The sequence below is a fragment of the Rufibacter sp. JT3400010 genome, assembly GCF_054956755.1.
Map to the genome: position 1 here is coordinate 81,035 of NZ_JBUDXA010000024.1, position 18,667 is coordinate 99,701.

The following is an 18,667-nucleotide window of genomic DNA, read 5'->3' on the forward strand; positions in this document are numbered from 1 at the left end:
TGGCAAAAGCGATCATCTATACTAAGATAGACCAACAAGAACTACAAGTGGCCTTGGCCTTCTTGGGTTAAGGAGGAATGAAGTGCTTGCTCATACACGAGATTTCCAAGTATAAGTGAAGGATAAAGATTTTCCGCTACACCTGCCCAGGTCAGACAAGGCTACGGCGAGCGTGGTGAAGGATTGCCGCCTACATTAAAATTTGGTGGTCTTTGTCTAAAAAGAAGCAGATGGTGCTCTATCTTGATAACGGTATCTAGTTTCAAATCATGCCTCTGTTTGTGAGGCTTATCTCAGTATGTATAAACCACGCCAGAAAAACCTGATCAAAGGCTGCGTAAGTCTTTGTGTTGCTGTAAGTGTACTTGTCTCTGCGTGCTCTAAGCAAGCGGTTACCTCAGAATCTGCCGGTAAAAAGGAAAAAGGCTCGCAGGAAAAATACAGCGCCTACCTGTTTGCCTACTTCACCGGAAATGCCAAACAGGAAGAAGCCATTCGGTTTGCCATCAGTAATGACGGCTACAACTACAGAGCCTTAAACGGAAACCAACCTATAATTCCTTCGGCCCAGAACAGTTCCACTGGGGGCGTGCGTGACCCGCATATCTTGCGTGGGGCAGATGGCAAGACCTTTTATATGGTAGTGACTGATATGGTATCAGCCAACGGTTGGAGTTCTAACCGAGCCATGGTCTTGCTGAAATCAACCGATCTGGTCAACTGGACTTCCAGCGTGGTCAATATTCAGAAGCGTTTTCCGGGGAACGAGAAGCTGTTGCGGGTGTGGGCACCCCAAACCATTTATGATCCCCAGGCCAAGAAGTACCTAGTGTACTTCTCCATGAAACACGGTGATGATCCAGATAAAATCTACTACGCCTACGCCAACAAAGATTTCACAGATTTGGAAAGCGAGCCGAAGCAATTGTACTTCAGCCCTACCAATGGAGCAGCTATTGATGGCGACATTGTCTTCAAAGACGGCAAATACCACTTGTTCTTCAAAACCGAAGGGCAGGGCTCGGGCATCAAGATTGCCGTTTCTGATAAACTGACCGGAGGCTACGTGCTGCAAGACCGGTATGTGCAGCAGACCAAAGATCCGGTAGAAGGTGCTGGGGTTTTCAAACTGATCAATGAGCCGGGTTATATCCTGATGTATGACGTGTACACCAAAGGCAAGTACCAGTTCACCAAAACCACCGACCTGCAGAATTTCACCGTGGTAGACAATGAGGTGTCCATGAACTTCCACCCGCGCCACGGCACCGTCATTCCTATCACGGCCAAAGAATCTGAAGCATTGGTAAGCAAATGGATGAAAGCAGAAGATGTGCTCCGTTCCGCTAGCGCAAAGGAGCTGAAAAAGATAAACGTGGCACTTGATTCAGCTAAAAAGACGCTTTATTTACCAGTAGTGCCGGGCACCAACCTGAGTTCTTTCAATCCTGAATTTCAGACTTTTCCAGGGGTAAAAGTTTCCCGTTCTTCAGCCGATTTCACCAAAGGAGCAGTAAACTACACGGTGGAGATTAATGGACAAGCACCTCAGACCTTTGCTGTTACGGCCCGCGAAGACTACAACCCCGTGCTGCAAGGCTACTACGCTGATCCAGATATAATCTACTCTGAGAAAACCGGCAAGTATTACATATATCCCACCAGTGACGGATTCAACGGCTGGTCTGGGACTTATTTCAAAACCTTTTCATCTGATGATCTGGTGAACTGGAAAGATGAAGGAGTGATTCTTGATTTGCCCAAAGACGTGAGCTGGGGGAATCGAAATGCCTGGGCTCCGGCTATTATCGAAAAGAAAATAAACGGCCAGTACAAGTACTTCTACTATTTCACGGCCGCCCAGAAGATTGGGGTAGCCGTTTCAGACAATCCTACCGGTCCTTTCGTGGATTCAGGGAAGCCTCTGGTTGACAAATTCCCTCCGGGAGTGAAAGGCGGCCAGCAGATTGACCCAGATGTGTTTACTGATCCAAAGACCGGCAAAAGCTATCTCTACTGGGGGAACGGCTACATGGGCGGTGCTGAACTGAACGAAGACATGGTGTCTCTCAAGCCTGAAACCATCAAAGTACTAACGCCAGACAAGACCTTCCGGGAAGGAACCCATGTCTTTTTTAGAAACGGAACCTATTACGTGCTCTGGTCTGAAGACGACACCCGTAGCGAGAACTACCGGGTACGGTACGGAACGGCCACTTCGCCCTTGGGCAACATCACCATTCCGGCCAATAACCTGGTCATCGCCAAAGATCCGGCTTCCGGTATTTACGGCACCGGCCATAACTCCGTTATTCAGGTGCCAGGGAAAGATGAGTGGTACATTGTCTACCATCGGTTCAATTATCCCAAAGGAATAACCATGGGCGATGCCGCAGGCTTTAACCGCGAGGTTTCTATTGATAAGATGGAATTCAACCCAGATGGTACCATCAAACAGGTAAAACCTACCCATGAAGGAATCAAACCTGTTAAGTAGTACCACTTGCTTTATCAGTTTACTTGTTTGGGTTATTTTAACAAAAGTTTGATGAAAACTACCAACTTTTCCCCGCCCAACGGGCTCGGTGCAGTGGAGCGCCGCGCCAGAAAGGAAGCCTAAAAGTTGACGAAGCAATGAGCTTAGAGAGGAAGTTTTAAGAAAATGGGCGTCACGGCAGTGGCTCAGAAATCATATTGTCATATGAAAAAGTTTGTTGTGCTTTCGGGCCTTGTTTTGGGGGCCGCCTTGTTTCAATCTGCTTCGGCAGGTGTTGGTAAGAAAATGAACGAGCCGGACTCTGTGTATCTTTTTTCTTACGGCACTACTAAGAACGGGGGCCGGAATGGGCTGCATTTCGCCTGGAGTCGCGACAAGGAAAAATGGCACAGCATTGGGAACGACTTCGGTTTCGTGAAATCAGATTATGGACGTTGGGGTGCAGAGAAGCGGATGCACACACCATTCGTGTTTAGGGGACCTAACGGGGTTTGGCAAGGCGTTTGGAGCCTGAACGACCGGGAACAGGTCTTTGCGCATTCGGCCTCCTCAGACCTGGTGTATTGGGGAAGGCAAAGCTACCCTTTTGTGCAGGCAGGAAGTAATGTGCTACAACCGGTAGTTCAGTATGACGCTTCATCGGCCAATTACGCGATCACTTATGTAGACTCATCCGGCAAGTATTACAGAGTCACCACCAAAGATTTTAAGGCTTTCTCGCCTGCGGTGGAAGTGCCCGCAAGCCAATATCGTAACAACAGCCTAAAGGTAGACTTGCCAGATGGCGAAGCCATGGGGCAGTTACACCGCGTAGCTTGGTCAGATGTGGACAGATTGGTGAAAACCTATGAACTGAAGCAATACAAGAACAGCCAGTATAGTGAAACCACGGCGCAAGATGCCCAGCGTTTTGCGGGACTTAAACCAGTAGAGGCAAAAATATCCATTGAAGCCGCTAAGGCGAAACCCATCAGTGATTTGCTGGTTGGTGTTTTCTTTGAGGACCTCAATTATGCAGCTGATGGTGGGTTATATGCAGAACTGGTCCAGAACCGTGGCTTTGAATATGCTCCCAGTGACAAGGAAGGAAATGACAAGAACTGGAACAGCACTCACTCCTGGTCTTTAAAAGGAAATAACACCGACTTCACTATTGGAACGGCCGCTCCGTTGCACCCCAACAACCCGCACTACGCAGTCTTGCACACCAATGCGCCCGGGGCCGCGCTGATTAACACCGGTTTTGACGGAATCACTGTTAAAAAAGGGGAGCGCTATAACTTCTCTGTTTTTACCAAACAGTTACAAGGGAGAAATGGCAAACTAGAGGTGCGTCTGATCAGCGAAAAGGCGGGTGTGCTGGCAAAAGCTACCTTCAACGCTTCTTCAGGCAATTGGAAGCAAGTGACCGGGGTGCTTACTCCGTCAAGTACTGCCTCTGATGCCAGATTAGAGGTTCAGCCGCTCACTACCGGTCAGGTGGCATTGGATATGGTTTCGTTGTTCCCCCATAACACTTTCAAAGGTAGAAAGAATGGCCTGCGGACCGACCTGGCACAGACCATTGCCGACCTGAAACCTCGTTTTGTCAGGTTTCCGGGCGGCTGCGTGGCGCATGGTGACGGCCTTGAGAACATCTACCATTGGAAGAATACCGTTGGGCCGTTAGAGACCCGTAAACCCCAACGCAACCTTTGGGGCTATCACCAGTCCATGGGGTTAGGCTATTTTGAATACTTCCAGTTCTGCGAAGACATTGGAGCAGAGCCGGTGCCCGTAGTGGCGGCCGGAGTGCCCTGCCAGAACTCCGGCAGTAGTCCTAGGGGCGGTGGCCAACAGGGTGGCATCCCGATGGAGGACATGGACGAATACGTGCAAGAGGTTTTGGATCTGGTGGAGTACGCCAACGGCAGCGTGAACACCAAATGGGGCAAGAAACGGGCAGAGGCCGGACATCCCAAACCATTCAACCTCAAGTATATTGGCATTGGAAATGAAGACCTGATCACTGATGTATTTGAGGAGCGCTTTGCGATGATCTACAAGGCCATGAAAGAGAAGCACCCAGAGATTACCGTTATAGGAACCGTAGGGCCATTTTCTGAAGGAACAGACTACGTGGAAGGCTGGAATATAGCAAACAAGATGGGCTTAGAGATGGTAGATGAACATTATTACCAACCGCCGGGCTGGTTCATTCACAACCAAGACTACTATGACCGGTATGACCGTAACAAAGCAAAGGTGTACCTGGGTGAGTACGCCGCCCATTTGCCCGGCAGGCCCAACAACCTGGAGACTGCGCTGGCCGAGGCGCTGTACCTGACATCTGTGGAGCGGAACGGCGACGTGGTGCACATGACTTCCTACGCACCTTTGCTGGCCAAAGAGGGGCACACCCAATGGAATCCAGACCTTATCTATTTCAACAACTCTGAGGTAAAGCCTACGGTGGGCTATGAGGTGCAGAAACTGTTCGGGCAGAACTCCGGCACAACGTACCTGCCCAGCACCATCAGCCTGTCTAACAGCCAAGAAGCGGTAACCAAACGGGTGGCAGTGTCGGTGGTCAGAGATGCAAAAAGCAAAGATGTCATCATCAAACTAGTTAATTTGCTACCGGTTCCCGTGAACTCTACGGTAGACCTGAAAGGAGTAGGAGTTACAGGCGATAAAGGAGTGAAAACTGTCCTGCAGGGCAAGCCCACGGATAAACTGCTGAAGCCGGTGGAAACCACGTTGGCAATGTCTGACCTTGCAAAAATGGAGCTTCCGGCGTATTCCTGTACCATCGTTAGGTTAAAAGGCAAATAACAGGTTTCCCTGTTTGTACATTATCTGTCTAGTGGGAACAATCAATGAATCAAGGGCTTATAGCCTTTAGTCATTGAGTAATATCTAAGAACCAAACGAACTACTCTCACAATTTATGAATCAAATAATGAGTATGAGTTACAAAACATTCTCGTTTGCGGCATTGGCGTTGAGCTGTCTTCTGACCAGCGAAGTGACTGCGCAAACTACTTCCAAACCCAGAACCTTTACCATAAAAGCAGACCAGGCTTACGCCGAGATTGCCCCCACCATGTATGGGCTCTTCTTTGAAGACATCAACCTGGGTGCCGATGGAGGCGTGTATGCTGAGTTGGTGAAGAATCGTTCCTTTGAGTTTGAAACGCCCCTTATGGGCTGGAAAGAGATAAAGAAAGACCAAGCCAATGGGAATATTCTGGTACTTAACACTGGTATTGAAGACAAGGCAAACCCAAGGTTTATCCGGCTCACGGCTAAGAAAGAAAACAGCGGCTACGGTATTGCCAATGAAGGCTTCCGGGGCATGGGTATTAAACAAGGAGAGCAGTACAACTTCACAGTGTTGGCGCGGGTGCCGGGGAATACTGGCGTGCCGCTTACGGTGAAACTGGTGAATGCCAAAGGCGATGAACTTGGGTCAGGGAAGATATCGCCGGTAGGCAATGAGTGGAAACAATATGCGGTAAGCCTCACCGCCAAGGCTACCGATGCCAAAGCGCAATTACAGCTATTGCCAGAAACTGCGGGTGTGGTGGACCTGGATATGATTTCCTTGTTTCCCAAAAACACCTGGAAACAACGCCCCAACGGAATGCGGGCCGACATGGTGCAGTTGTTAGCAGATATGAAACCAGGCTTTCTGCGCTTCCCGGGAGGCTGCATTGTGGAAGGCCGTACCCTGGATAACCGATATCAATGGAAGAAAACCATCGGCCCGGTGGCCGAGCGGGAAACCATGATCAACCGCTGGAACACCGAGTTTCAGCACCGGCATACACCAGATTACTTTCAGACCTTCGGGCTGGGTTTTTTTGAGTATTTCCAGTTAGCCGAAGACATTGGGGCGGCGCCGCTGCCTATCCTCAACTGCGGCATGGCCTGCCAGTACAACACCGGTGAGGTAGTACCCTTGGACCAGTTGGACCCGTTCATTCAGGATGCTCTGGATTTAATAGAGTTCGCGAATGGCTCAGCTGAAACAGAATGGGGCAAAGTGCGGGCGCAGATGGGGCATCCTGCCCCTTTTAACCTGAAGTTCCTGGGAGTGGGAAATGAGCAGTGGGGACCACAGTATGTGGAGCGTTACCAGTTGTTTGCCAAGGCACTCAAGGCGAAGTACCCGGAAGTACAACTCATCTCCTCGGTGGGACCATCCCCAGACGGAGCCGAATTCAATTACCTGAGCCAGGCCATGCGGGAACTGAAAGCAGATCTGGTAGATGAACATTACTACCGGTCACCGGAGTGGTTTTTGCAGAACGCCACGCGCTATGATAGCTATGACCGCCAAGGACCAAAGGTGTTTGCGGGAGAGTACGCGGCGCACGCCACCGGCATAGACAGGAACGTGCGGGACAAGAATATCTGGAAGGCGGCATTATCTGAGGCAGCCTTTATGACTGGCCTAGAACGTAACGCCGATGTGGTGAAGATGGCTTCCTACGCGCCGTTGTTTGCTCACGCGGAAGGCTGGCAATGGAACCCCGATCTGATCTGGATTGACAACCTGCGCATCTACGGAACGCCCAACTATTATGTGCAGAAACTCTTCGCCACCAACAAGGGAACGCACGTGGTGCCCATGCTACTTGACAACCAGAAAGTGACCGGTCAAGATGGTTTGTACGCTTCGGCAGCCTTGGATAAGGCTAGCAAAGAACTAATCCTGAAAGTAGTCAACACCACTGACAAAACGGTAACCGGTGACTTTGCCCTGGAAGGCGTGAACGTGAAAGCCAAAGGAACCTTGTTGAAACTCAGCAGTCCTAAATTGGATCAGACCAACTCCTTTGAGAACCCTACGGCTGTTAGCCCAGTACAGGAACCCATTCAGGTAAAAAACAAGAAGGTGAAGTTGAACATGGCGCCGTACTCTGTGAACGTAATCAAAGTGAAAACTTCCTAGTGGGCTTTCTCCATTGTTTTTGGCTTGTTTTTACCAAAGCAGGTTAAAAACAAAGCAGGGGAGAAAGCTTCCTTCTACTGGATTTGGATTGGACATCAATTCAAAAGGTGTTTAGGGCTGTTTTAGCAAAAGCAGCTCCTAAACACCTTTTCTGATTACAAAAGCAGCAGATCAAATTATTCCAGCACAATGGTCATAATGGACCTTGCCGGTAAGTGAATGCCGTTCTTCAGCTTCTGCGCAGGAAGCGCTTTTAGGTTGTCTTCTTTGTTGGCGGTAGTAAGAAAACTGTGGTAAGTTTTTGGCCTTTTCACATTCTGAAGCTTCAAGGCCAGGTTTTGCACTTCCGCTGAATAGTTAATGGCCACTACTACAGTTCTGCCTTTGTCGTCAGCGTAGGCAGAGACCATCAGGGTTTGGGCTTCTTCCATAGAAGTTAGGTTGTCACTTCTGTCTAATTGCAGGCGGTGCATGCCGGGGCGTATAAAGCGACTGTAATGGCCCAAGGCCCACAGGTTCTTGGTGTCTTGAAAGTTGCCGTCGGTGTGGGTGGCGTTGGGTTGCAGCGCGATCAGGTAATAGCGGGTATTGAAATCGGCGGGGCCGGGCTCATAGGCATTCCAGTATTGCCACGCCGTTGCGTTGGCTACGGTAAGGTCCTGGTGGATGATCTTGGCTAGGAAAAGGCCACAATCCATGGCGTTGCGCCTGCCTTTAACACCATCTCTGAAGCCATCACCTAACATAGAGTACTCAGACTGCCAAAAGTTCACGCCGTGCTGCTTAGAGGTTTCGGAGACCTTGTTCCTGATCGCGATGATAGCACTGTCACCAGAATCTGTGAAGTAGCTGTGCCCGGCCACTAGTTTGGGAACATGACTAAGCTTGCCCATGTAATTGCGGCTCTTAGGGTCAAAGAACTGCGGTACTTGGCGAGAACTGGTGCCAGAACCTTCGTATAGGTAGGTAAGCATGGCTGCTTCAGGCAACAGTATCTTAGAAGCTAGTTGCTTTTGCTCTAATGACGTGTTCAGCGCCTGCACTACTTTGAAAATCTCTTCATTGCGCCAGGGTGTTCCTTCCTGCTTGGCTTCCCCAATCTTACCGGTCCAGTCCCACTGAGGTTCGTTCACCGGACTGATGTAATCAAAGGGCAAACCTTCCTGTTGAAAGTGTTTGCTTACCTCGGTTAGGAAATCGGTGAAAGCCTCGTATTTGTCTGCTCTTAAGTTTGAGGAAAAGTCTTTCTCCGTTTTAAAGCCCCGGTTGTTTTGGGTGAACTGCACGGGCGGCGTATTGGAGAAGGCAATCAATTTCTCTACGCCATATTCTTTCGCTTTGCGCATAAACCAGACATATCCGGCTTGTTTGCTCCAGTCATAAGTGCCATCGGGGCGCAGGAAGCTTTCCACCCGGTGGTGTACGTCTTTGATGCCGCTGCTATCGCCTTGCTCCGTGGTACCGCCGCCAATGTTGAAGCGCCAAGCTGATAAACCTATTCCTTTGGGATTGCTGTTTGTGTCCAACTCCTTACTGAACAGCATCTCGGCAATGCGTTCCTTCTTTTCCTGGGGCCAATGCTTGCCTATGCCTTCTGAGAACCAAGCACCAGAAGCCCCGAAATTATCTATGGTTTGGGCTTTTTTGTGCGCATCAAGGGTGATAACCACTGGGGTAGGAGACTCCCTTTTCTTTTGTGCCAGGCCGGGAAGCGAAGAGACGGTGAGCAGTAGTATTGCTGCAGTTTTGGAAAAAGAGGTTAGATTCATAAGGGTTGATTTTGGTGGTGGAGGAGAATGCGGTTTTATGGTAGAACACAAAAAGAAAAGCAAGGCTCCCAAAGAGAAGCCCTGCTTTCTGGTGATTATGACAAAGCTGTTACTTGCCTTTTCAAATCATAATTTTAATTGTAACCTGGGTTCTGTTCCAGCACAGCGTCCTTGTTCAAGTCTATCTCATTTCTAGGGATAGGCATTAAAAGGTGCGTTTGAGATAGCCCCACAATAGGGTTTACCGGAGGATTGCCGTTTAACCGCTTGGCTCTATCTACCAACGTTTTGGTACGCATGAGTGTTAAGCGGCGGTTTTCCTCTCCTATCAATTCCCTTACTCTTTCATCTAAGATAAAGTCAAGCGTTATGTCTGCTGCTGTAACAAGTGGGGCATGTGCCCTTTCTCTTAAAACATTGATTGAGGCCGCGGCTTCTGACATTTTGCCTTGTTTGAACTGAGCCTCGGCGCGTAAGAGGTAGGTCTCTCCCAATCGCATCAGGATAAAATCCTTCCACATCCCGAAACCAAATACATCCTGTGGGTCAAAGTGGCCCCATTTGGTGATATATGGATTGATGATGAACAAGGTATCAGGCCCTGTATACGGCACTTTCTTCTTGTAATCCACATAGGTTGGGTCGTTGTACCAGAATTCCCGACGGATGTTGTACTTAGAATTACGCATGTCATTGGCAGGATACAAACCATATAATACCCAGTTGTTTAACCGGATTCTAGCTACTCCTCTTCCACCTAAGGAATCAGCGGCCAGCATGCCTCTTCTGCTATGGTAAGATGCTTGCCAAATACGGCGTTGTTGCGGGTTGCCGGTCATGCCACCTGGGACATCTCTGGGGTTTTCAGCTTCCATTACCCAGATACCTTCAGTGTTACCTTGGTTTCTGCGCTGGTTGCCAGGTATAAACATATCTGAGAATGGATCTCCTGGCTGGTTTGCCTTTACCCCGTAGCGGGCTTTGATAAGACTGAATTTACCGCTGTTGATGACATTATTTGCCTGAACCTCTGCTTCGGCGTTTTTGCCCATTCTTAGGTATGCTTCAGACAAAAGTTGGTTAGCCATGTGTTTGTTTGCTCTTGCCAATGATTTGGCCGCACCTATTTCTGGAAGATTCTCAGAGGCAAACAAGAGATCTGCTTCAATCAATTTGTTCACTTCTTCTAACGGAGACCGAACAAAGTCTGTCTTTGGGGCACTGAGGGGTTCTGTTACCAGGGGAACTGCACCAAATGCCGTAGCCAAAAGGTTGTAGGCAAAGCCTCTGAAAAAGCGGGCCTCAGCATTAATCTTCTTTTTCTGATCTTCAGAGATACCAGTGAGAGCAGGATCCTCAATATTTTTAATGATGACATTGGTGTTGTTCACCATTACATAGGCCCATCTCCAGGTGTCTGCTGCAGCTCTGTCTAAAGGGGTTAAAGTAGCATAGTTTACATAGGGAAGTTCAATTCCCTGCGGCTGCACTGCCCAGGTGATATCTGTTCCAACTTGCCAAACTGCCGGCCAGCCCTGTGCATCACTCATAGAATAAAAGGTGCTTTGATGGTTGTAGAGGCCAATCAAAGAAGCTTCTAAACCGGCAGGGTCATTCAAGGTGGAGGGGGAGTAGGAACTCAGAACCTCTTCCTCCAGAAAGGATTTATCACAGGCGGTAAACGTCTGTAGGCTTATACAAGCGCCAATAATAACTTTTATATACTTGTTCATGGTAATTAGTTTTTGGGTATTAAAGAGTGAGGTTCAGGCCAAACGAGAAAGCTCTTGTGAGTGGATAGTTATTTACCCAGTCTCCTGATCCTCTGGAAGAGTGGTTGTTTTCTGGATCCCAGCCTATCCAATCTGTGAAAGTGTGAAGGTTTCTGCCTGCTACATACAAGGTCAGGTTGCTAAGTTTATACTTTTCCAGAAGAGCACTAGGCACGGTATAACTTAACCGTACATCTTTGATGCGTACGTAACTGTTGTCTCTGGCAAAGTTGTAGCCTCTTGGGTTTCTATAGCTTAATGATGGCCATTCATTGCTCATGTTTTCAGGAGTCCAGTAACCTACAGCGGCAGGTATGTTTCTCTTGCCCGCTTCATCTCCGTAGTAAATATCAGGGTTGCCTTTGAGAGACCCTTGCGAGGTTTGCAGGAATACGCTAAGGTGGAAATTACCGTAGTGGAAAGTGTTGGTGAGACCTCCGTACCACTTAGGCTGGGTTGACCCTATATAGGTTCGGTCATTATCATTGATAACACCGTCACCGTTGATATCCTCAAATTTGATGTCACCTGGTTTAGCGGTTGGGTCAGTCTTGGAGTTGTCTTCCCCTGCCTGCCAAATCCCTACCATCCGGTAGTTGTAGATGGCTCCAATGGGTCTGCCAATCAGCCAGCCGTTGGCAAGGTCATCTTTTTTCTCGCCATACAGACTCACAATCTGGTTTTTATTAGAGGAGATATTGAAGTTGGTTTCCCATCTGAATTTACCGGCATCCATGTTGATGGTGTTCAAGGTAAATTCAATACCACGGTTTTCCAGTTCACCTAAGTTGTCCCATATTCTGGAATACCCAGAGATAACCGGGATGTTTCTTTGCACTAAGAGGTCTTCGGTGCGAGATTGGTAAACTTCTAAGGTACCATTGATTCTGTTCTGGAAGAACCCGAAGTCAACGCCCAAGTTAGTAGAAGTGGTGGTTTCCCAGTTCAGGTTAGCATTTCCCAACGCTGAAGCGAGAACCCCAATGGAACTTACTCCTCCAAAAGGGATTCGCACAGGGTTGGCAAGTGTGAAGGTCTGAAACGGAGCAACTGCCTGGTTTCCTGCCTTACCATGGGAGATCCTAAGCTTTAACTGGTTGACAAAGCTAACATTCTGAAAAAAGCTTTCATTGGCTATGTTCCAGCCCAAGGCTATAGAAGGGAACACCGCATGTTTATCTGTGTTCGCCCCAAAAGCTGAGTATCCGTCCCTTCTGGCCGTAACTGTTAATAGATAACGGCTGTCATACGAGTAATTGATCCTGCCCATTTGAGAAACCAAGGCATATCTGTCTCCAAAGGAGGAAGACGTTCTATTTGCACCTGCCCCAAGGTTATAGTAGGATAACTCGTCATTGATAAAAGTATTGGCTGAAGCGCCGGAAGAAGTGTATTTATTCTCCTGGGCACTGTACAAACCGGTAAAATCTACGTGGTGTTTGTCCCAGTCTTTGTTGTAGGAAAGAATATTTTCCACTACCCAGCTTTGGGTTTCATTGTTGTTGGCGTAGGCCGAACCCACCAGGTCATTGGCTTGACGGCCTGTGTATCCCGCCTGTCTTCCAATTGTATAGACAGAGGAGGCGTTCAACCGGTATTTTAGTCCTTTCACAAAGCTTGGTGACACCTCTGCATAGACGTTGCCGTTCAGGTTTTTACTTCTATCTACTCTATCTGTCACTAACCCCAAAAGCGGATTCGCGAACAATAATTCAGGGAACATTGGATAGATTTCGTAATTACCCAAAGCATTGGTAGGTACTGAGTAAGGACTCATGGCAGTAGCGTTAAGTAGGTTGGCCCTGCCCCCGTCAGAGTTCTTGTCAGCGAAAAACAAGGAGGTTCCTACTTTCAAATAGTTGGTAATGGTGGCATCCAAGTTGGCCCTGATACTTCCCCGCGTAAATTGATATCCTTTCACTACCCCGGTCTGGTTGAGATAGCCACCACCTAAATAGTATTGGATGTTCTCAGATCCACCAGCTACACTAAGGTTATGTTCCTGGATTTTGCCGGTTTGGGTAGCCTCATCTAACCAGTCGGTAGTCAAACCTGCGTTATAGGCATCTACCTCCCTGTTATTTGGTAAAATCTGGGTCTGGGTTAGCTTTTGGGCAATCATGTAATCTTTGTACTTCTGTACATAGGCATCTGGTGACATGGGTTCCAGTTTGTTGGCAAGGCCTTCTACCCCGTAGTACCCGCTATAACTTACCCTTGGTTTGCCGGTGGCTCCGCGTTTGGTCGTGATCAGGATAACGCCGTTTGCCCCGCGGGTACCATAAATCGCTACTGACGAAGCATCTTTTAATACTTCTATGGATGCAATGTCATTTGGGTTAAGATCATTGATTGCCCCAAAAAATGGAACCCCATCCACTACCAGAAAGGGGCTGGTGTTGGCGCTAAGTGAGTTAATGCCCCTTACCCGCACAGTTCCAGAACTACCTGGCACAGACGAGCCCTGTGAGATGCTGAGGCCTGCGGTTGTTCCTTGTATGGCTTGAGTGATGTCTGTAACAGGCAGGTTAGTAAGCCTATCTTTGGGAATGGAAGCTACAGACCCGGTAATATCAGACCGTTTCTGCGTACCGTACCCCACCACTACTACTTCATCCAAGGCTTTGGCATCAGTTCCTAGTTGCACATCAATAGTATTTCTGTTGTTGATGGGAACTTCTTGTGGAAGAAAGCCCAGGTAAGAGAAAACCAACGTGCCAGTGCCACTAGGGACGTTTATGGTATACGCCCCATTGATGTCTGTAGGAGCCGCAGTGGTAGTCCCTTTCAGCAGGACGGTCACGCCGGGAAGACCTGAACCGGTATCATCGGTCACCTTGCCATGCACGGTAATGCTTTGGGCAAAAGCCGTAGACATGGCTAGTAGATAAATGGGGATAAAGAGAAGGTACTTTCCCCCTTTTTGTAATAAGTGTTTCATGTTTTTCTTCATAAAGGTTATCAAGCAGTAATAAGTGGGGTTATTGATTACTAATTAATGTACATGTTGAAACAGATAGGATGGCACAAAGGCCAACTTCTGAATCCGAGACATAGAATGTGGGTTTAACCTGCTGCCATAGGCCAATGTATTAACTAGGTATGATTTTGATGATAGAGATACACCTAGCCGTTTTTAGACAGATTTTGCTAAATATTTATTCACTCACACATTCGCGCAGAAAGAGATACAAAACGAGTAGAGTGCGGACATTTTTAAGTGAAAAGGCAAAGACCCAGGAGGTGATTCAATGGTGATGTCCATGAGTGATACCTGATACAGCAGGATGGTTTAGTAGCGAAAGACCTATAATTTCAATATCAAATGGCCTCTGGTCCCGCAGAATGCATGATTGTTAGCTCAGGAAATTATAGGTTTTAATAACCTTTCCTTACACTAATTTTCTGGATATCCATGTGCAATAAGAGGTAGAAAGTCAGTCTTATTTTAAAAACAGCTCAGAATCAAAGGACTGCTATGAAGACCTGGCTAGGTTGTAGACTGATCAATCAAATGAACGCCTGACGTGTGGCAAAGAAGAGATTTAGCCTGAAGCAAAGGAAGTGCAACATTAACCCGAAAGTAAATTGTACTACATGAACACACCGCTTATCAAGGTCATTTGGTCCAGTACAAAGAAATTTACCCTGAGCGTAGCCATGACAGTGGGCCTTCTAAGTTGCAGCGCGTCTGACAATACCACCGGCTTTAGCAGCAGTTTTGGGAAAATAGACCGGAAAGCGTTGGTGACCCGGCACAACGTGGCGCTGACCCGGCCGGACACCTTGGCCTCCCTCTCGGTGGGGAACGGCGACTTCGCGTATACCGTGGATGTGTCGGGTCTGCAGAGCTTCCCGGAGGTTTATGAGAGGGGAGTGTCACTGGGTACGCAGTCGCAGTGGGGGTGGCACGTGATCCCCACGGACCAGGAGTACACCATTCAGGATGTGGCCCGCTACGATACCGCCGCAAACGGCAAAGTGATTCCGTTTCCGGTGCAGCACAAAGGGACCGGCCGCAAGGTAGATGCCATGAACTGGCTCCGGACGAATCCGCACCGGCTGCATTTGGGCGTGGTGGGATTGGTACTGTTGAAAGAAAACGGCCAGCAGGTACAGATACAGGATTTACAGCAGGTGCAGCAGAAATTGGATCTCTGGACCGGAAAGATTAAAAGCAAATATGAAATAGAAGGGGTTACGGTAACGGTGGAACTGTACGGGCACCAGGAGCAGGACGGCATCTCGGCCCGGGTCACCTCACCCCTTATCAGCAAGGGCAGGCTGAGAGTATCGTTGAAGTTCCCGTACGGGGCCACCTGCCATGTTTGCCCGGGCTACGACTGGCAGAGCCAGGACAAGCACACCACCACACTCGTCCGTTCCGAGGCGAATAACAACCAGGTGCAGTTAACGCGCCAGCTGGATTCTACCGTTTACTACACCAGTGTGCAATGGAAGGAAGACGGGCAATTCAACGAGAAACAGAAACATACCTTTGAGCTGGTGCCTTCAACTAAAGAAGGAAGCCTTGAGTTCAGTGTGCTGTTCACGCAGCGGCAAGCCAGAAATATCCCAGATTTCAAAGAAACGCAGGCCAGCAGCGAAGGCGAATGGAAAAAGTTCTGGACCGAAGGCGGCGCGATTGATTTCTCCGGGTCCACCGATCCTCGGGCTAAAGAACTGGAGCGCCGCGTGGTGCTGTCGCAGTACCTAACCAAGATCCAGTGCACCGGAGACTTGCCGCCGCAGGAAACCGGCTTGACGTTTAACAGCTGGTACGGCAAACCGCACCTGGAAATGCACTGGTGGCACGGCGTGCACTTCGCCCTCTGGAACCGCCTGGGGCTGCTGGAGAAAAGCCTGCCCTGGTATACCAAAGTGATGGACAAAGCCAGGGCCACGGCCAAATGGCAAGGGTACGATGGCGTACGGTGGCAGAAAATGACCGATCCCAACGGCAACGAAAGTCCGTCCAGCGTGGGGCCATACCTGGTTTGGCAGCAGCCGCACATCATCTATTTCGCGGAGTTGGTGTACCGCCAGAACCCTACCAAAGAAACGCTGGAGAAATACCAGAACCTGGTGTTTGAGACGGCTACGTTTATGGCCTCTTTTCCAACATACAGCCAGAAAGACCAGAAGTACCACCTGGCTGCACCCATCATTCCGGCGCAGGAACTGTTCCCGGCCAGGGAAACCAATGACCCTCCGTTTGAACTGGCCTATTGGCATTTTGGCCTCAGTACGGCGCAGGAGTGGCGCAAGCGCATGGGCCTGCCCGCCGACAAGAAGTGGCAGAACGTGCTTGATAAACTGGCCCCGCTGGCGATAAAAGATGGTTTGTACTTGCCAAGTGCCACCCATCCGCAGGCCTATACCAATGATTTCTACCGCCGTGATCACCCGGCGGTAGTAGGTGCCTACGGGTACCTGCCCCTCAGCCATAAGCTTGACACAACCATCATGGCGAACACCTACCGGGAGATCCTGGACAAATGGCAATGGGACACCACCTGGGGCTGGGATTATCCGCTCATGGCCATGAGCGCCGCCCGTCTTAACTTACCGGAGAAAGCGGTAGATGCCTTGTTTATGGACGTGCAGAAAAACACGTACCTGCCCAATGGCCATAACTACCAGGACGAACGCCTGCGCATCTATCTTCCCGGTAACGGAGGGTTGCTCACCGCAGTCGCCATGATGGCCGCCGGCTGGGATGGGGCCCCAAACCGACCTACGCCTGGCTTCCCCAACAACGGCAAGTGGAAAGTAAGATGGGAGGGACTGCGTAAAATGCCTTAGATTCCTCTTTTCTAGAAACGAAGCTCCTGCCAGACGTACAGCTTAATTGCCCATCTGGCGTTAAACAAGTAACCAAAACACCATGAAACAAACGATCAAAAAATGCAAAGTTCTCTCTTACTTCTTCGTGCTTCTTGGCTTGGGTGCGCTACTAGAAAGCTGCGCGAGCAAAGCAGGGCAGAAAGAAGCGGAAAAAGATCCCTGGAAGGAAATGGAAAACCTACGGAAACAAATCAAAGCGCCCACCTTCCCTAACCGTGATTTCCTGATCACTAATTACGGCGCGGTGGAGGGCGGCAAGGTAAAGAGCACCGAAGCGTTCCGGAAAGCCATTGAAGCCTGCCATAAAAGCGGTGGGGGACGGGTGATTGTACCCACCGGTACTTTCCTGACCGGGGCCATCCATCTGAAAAGCAACGTGAACCTGCACCTGCAAGACAATGCCACCATCCTCTTCAGCCGCGACACCCTTGATTATCTGCCCGTGGTGTTCACCCGTTGGGAAGGCATGGAACTGATGAACTATTCGCCGTTTATCTATGCCTATGAGCAGGAGAATATTGCCATCACCGGCAACGGCACCCTGGACGGCAACTCTAACATGGAGTACTGGTGGCCTTGGTGCGGAGCTAAAAAATACGGCTGGAAAGAAGGCACGCCCAAGCAGACCCCAGACCGTACGCTGCTGCACGAACAGAACCACCAGGAACTAGACCCTACCAAGCGAATCTACGGGCCCGGGCATCGGCTGCGGCCGCAATTTGTGCAGCCGTACAAGTGCAAGAACGTGCTCATCAGCGGCGTGAAACTCATCAACTCGCCCATGTGGAACCTGCACCCGGTGCTGTGCGAGAACGTGACCATTGAGAACGTGAAGGTAGTAACGCTTGGCCCCAACAACGACGGCTGCGACCCCGAGTCCTGCAAAAATGTGCTCATCAAGAACTGCTACTTTGACACAGGAGACGACTGTATCGCTATTAAGTCGGGCCGCAATGAAGACGGAAGAAGAATTGGGAAACCCTCTGAAAACATCATCATTGAAGGCTGCGAAATGAAGGACGGGCACGGCGGCGTGGTAATTGGCAGCGAAATCTCAGGCGGGGCCCGCAACATTTACGCCATCAACTGCACCATGGACAGCCCCAACCTGGACCGCGTACTGCGCATCAAGACCAGTTCGCAACGGGGCGGCATCATAGAGAATGTGTTCATGAAAGACGTGAAGGTGGGTACCTACAAAGAGGCCGCCGTGAAATGCAACATGTTCTACGAAGAACCCGGCAACCACATGCCTACCATCCGGAATGTGCTGGTAGAAAACCTGTACGTAGAGAACGGCGGCAAATACGCCGTGATGGTGAAAGCCTATGAGCAGTCGCCGGTAGAAAATCTGCGGTTGGTGAACTGTGTGATTAATGGCGTAGACGAGCCGCTGAACGTGGACCACGTGAAAGGCATGAAGCTGGTCAATACCAAGATCAACGGCACAAGCTACAATTCCCAGAACGTGACAGCAGAAAATAAAGGACAATAGTTTACGGGTAGGTTGTAAGCAAGAAATCACCCGCAAAATGGCCTCCTTCAGTAAAAGATGATTCGTGTCTTTTTACTGGAGGAGGCCATTTTATTGAACGAACATGATGGAAGCTATTCTCTTGGTTGATGCCAGCATCCTTCCTTTTGGGCGTGCTTTCTCAAAAACAGCTGAGAAACACAGTACACCGTCTTTTAAGAAAGATAGTAAGTTGGTTCGCCTATTCATTTCTGAATGATCATTTCCCTACGTTGAAGCCTTCCCTTCGTTTATATTGCGTTTTCAAAAAGTGGTAGTGGTCTAAAAAGTATGATGGGATAAAAGCTGGCAGTGAAGTGTTCAAGATGA

The 18,667-nt window shown here is 49.3% G+C and carries 8 protein-coding genes; 5 read left to right on the top strand and 3 right to left on the bottom strand.

The window, feature by feature from the left end:
- The first annotated feature begins 298 nt into the window (after positions 1-298).
- The 3 genes from ACY0JR_RS18035 to ACY0JR_RS18045 all read left to right on the top strand — a co-directional run bounded on the left by ACY0JR_RS18035 (position 299) and on the right by ACY0JR_RS18045 (position 7,436).
- Positions 299-2,497 carry a family 43 glycosylhydrolase gene (locus ACY0JR_RS18035; RefSeq protein ID WP_462635556.1) on the top strand — a complete coding sequence of 733 codons (2,199 nt, stop codon included), beginning with the start codon at positions 299-301 and terminating at the stop codon, positions 2,495-2,497.
- 204 nt (positions 2,498-2,701) lie between these two features.
- The gene (locus tag ACY0JR_RS18040) at positions 2,702-5,311 is read left to right on the top strand and encodes an alpha-L-arabinofuranosidase C-terminal domain-containing protein (protein ID WP_462635557.1); all 2,610 of its coding nucleotides are present in this window, start codon (positions 2,702-2,704) and stop codon (positions 5,309-5,311) included.
- 133 nt (positions 5,312-5,444) lie between these two features.
- The gene (locus tag ACY0JR_RS18045; protein ID WP_462635558.1) at positions 5,445-7,436 is read left to right on the top strand and encodes an alpha-L-arabinofuranosidase C-terminal domain-containing protein; all 1,992 of its coding nucleotides are present in this window, start codon (positions 5,445-5,447) and stop codon (positions 7,434-7,436) included.
- A 176-nt stretch (positions 7,437-7,612) separates the two neighbouring features.
- Here the strand turns inward: ACY0JR_RS18045 and ACY0JR_RS18050 are convergent, their stop codons facing one another.
- The 3 genes from ACY0JR_RS18050 to ACY0JR_RS18060 all read right to left on the bottom strand — a co-directional run bounded on the left by ACY0JR_RS18050 (position 7,613) and on the right by ACY0JR_RS18060 (position 13,918).
- On the bottom strand, positions 7,613-9,205 hold the full coding sequence (locus ACY0JR_RS18050; RefSeq protein WP_462635559.1) for a glycoside hydrolase: 1,593 nt from the start codon (positions 9,203-9,205) through the stop codon (positions 7,613-7,615).
- 134 nt (positions 9,206-9,339) lie between these two features.
- Positions 9,340-10,938, bottom strand: a complete 1,599-nt coding sequence (locus ACY0JR_RS18055) for a RagB/SusD family nutrient uptake outer membrane protein (RefSeq protein ID WP_462635560.1) — start codon at positions 10,936-10,938, stop codon at positions 9,340-9,342.
- A gap of 19 nt (positions 10,939-10,957) precedes the next feature.
- The gene (locus tag ACY0JR_RS18060; protein ID WP_462635561.1) at positions 10,958-13,918 is read right to left on the bottom strand and encodes a SusC/RagA family TonB-linked outer membrane protein; all 2,961 of its coding nucleotides are present in this window, start codon (positions 13,916-13,918) and stop codon (positions 10,958-10,960) included.
- Between the two features lie 656 nt (positions 13,919-14,574).
- On the opposite strand from ACY0JR_RS18060, the gene ACY0JR_RS18065 reads away from it, so the two are divergent.
- The gene (locus ACY0JR_RS18065) at positions 14,575-16,782 is read left to right on the top strand and encodes a hypothetical protein (RefSeq protein ID WP_462635562.1); all 2,208 of its coding nucleotides are present in this window, start codon (positions 14,575-14,577) and stop codon (positions 16,780-16,782) included.
- Positions 16,783-16,864: 82 nt separating this feature from the next.
- Positions 16,865-18,319: a glycoside hydrolase family 28 protein gene (locus ACY0JR_RS18070; RefSeq protein ID WP_462635563.1), complete on the top strand. Its 1,455-nt coding sequence runs from the start codon at positions 16,865-16,867 to the stop codon at positions 18,317-18,319.
- Positions 18,320-18,667: the final 348 nt, after the last annotated feature.

What these genes read in the sequence shown, in the direction of transcription:
- ACY0JR_RS18050 (WP_462635559.1), bottom strand. Translation starts at nt 9,205, where the DNA reads ATGAATCTAACCTCTTTTTCCAAAACTGCAGCAATACTACTGCTCACC.
- ACY0JR_RS18070 (WP_462635563.1), top strand. Translation starts at nt 16,865, where the DNA reads ATGAAACAAACGATCAAAAAATGCAAAGTTCTCTCTTACTTCTTCGTG.
- ACY0JR_RS18040 (WP_462635557.1), top strand. Translation starts at nt 2,702, where the DNA reads ATGAAAAAGTTTGTTGTGCTTTCGGGCCTTGTTTTGGGGGCCGCCTTG.
- ACY0JR_RS18035 (WP_462635556.1), top strand. Translation starts at nt 299, where the DNA reads ATGTATAAACCACGCCAGAAAAACCTGATCAAAGGCTGCGTAAGTCTT.
- ACY0JR_RS18055 (WP_462635560.1), bottom strand. Translation starts at nt 10,938, where the DNA reads ATGAACAAGTATATAAAAGTTATTATTGGCGCTTGTATAAGCCTACAG.
- ACY0JR_RS18065 (WP_462635562.1), top strand. Translation starts at nt 14,575, where the DNA reads ATGAACACACCGCTTATCAAGGTCATTTGGTCCAGTACAAAGAAATTT.
- ACY0JR_RS18045 (WP_462635558.1), top strand. Translation starts at nt 5,445, where the DNA reads ATGAGTTACAAAACATTCTCGTTTGCGGCATTGGCGTTGAGCTGTCTT.
- ACY0JR_RS18060 (WP_462635561.1), bottom strand. Translation starts at nt 13,918, where the DNA reads ATGAAACACTTATTACAAAAAGGGGGAAAGTACCTTCTCTTTATCCCC.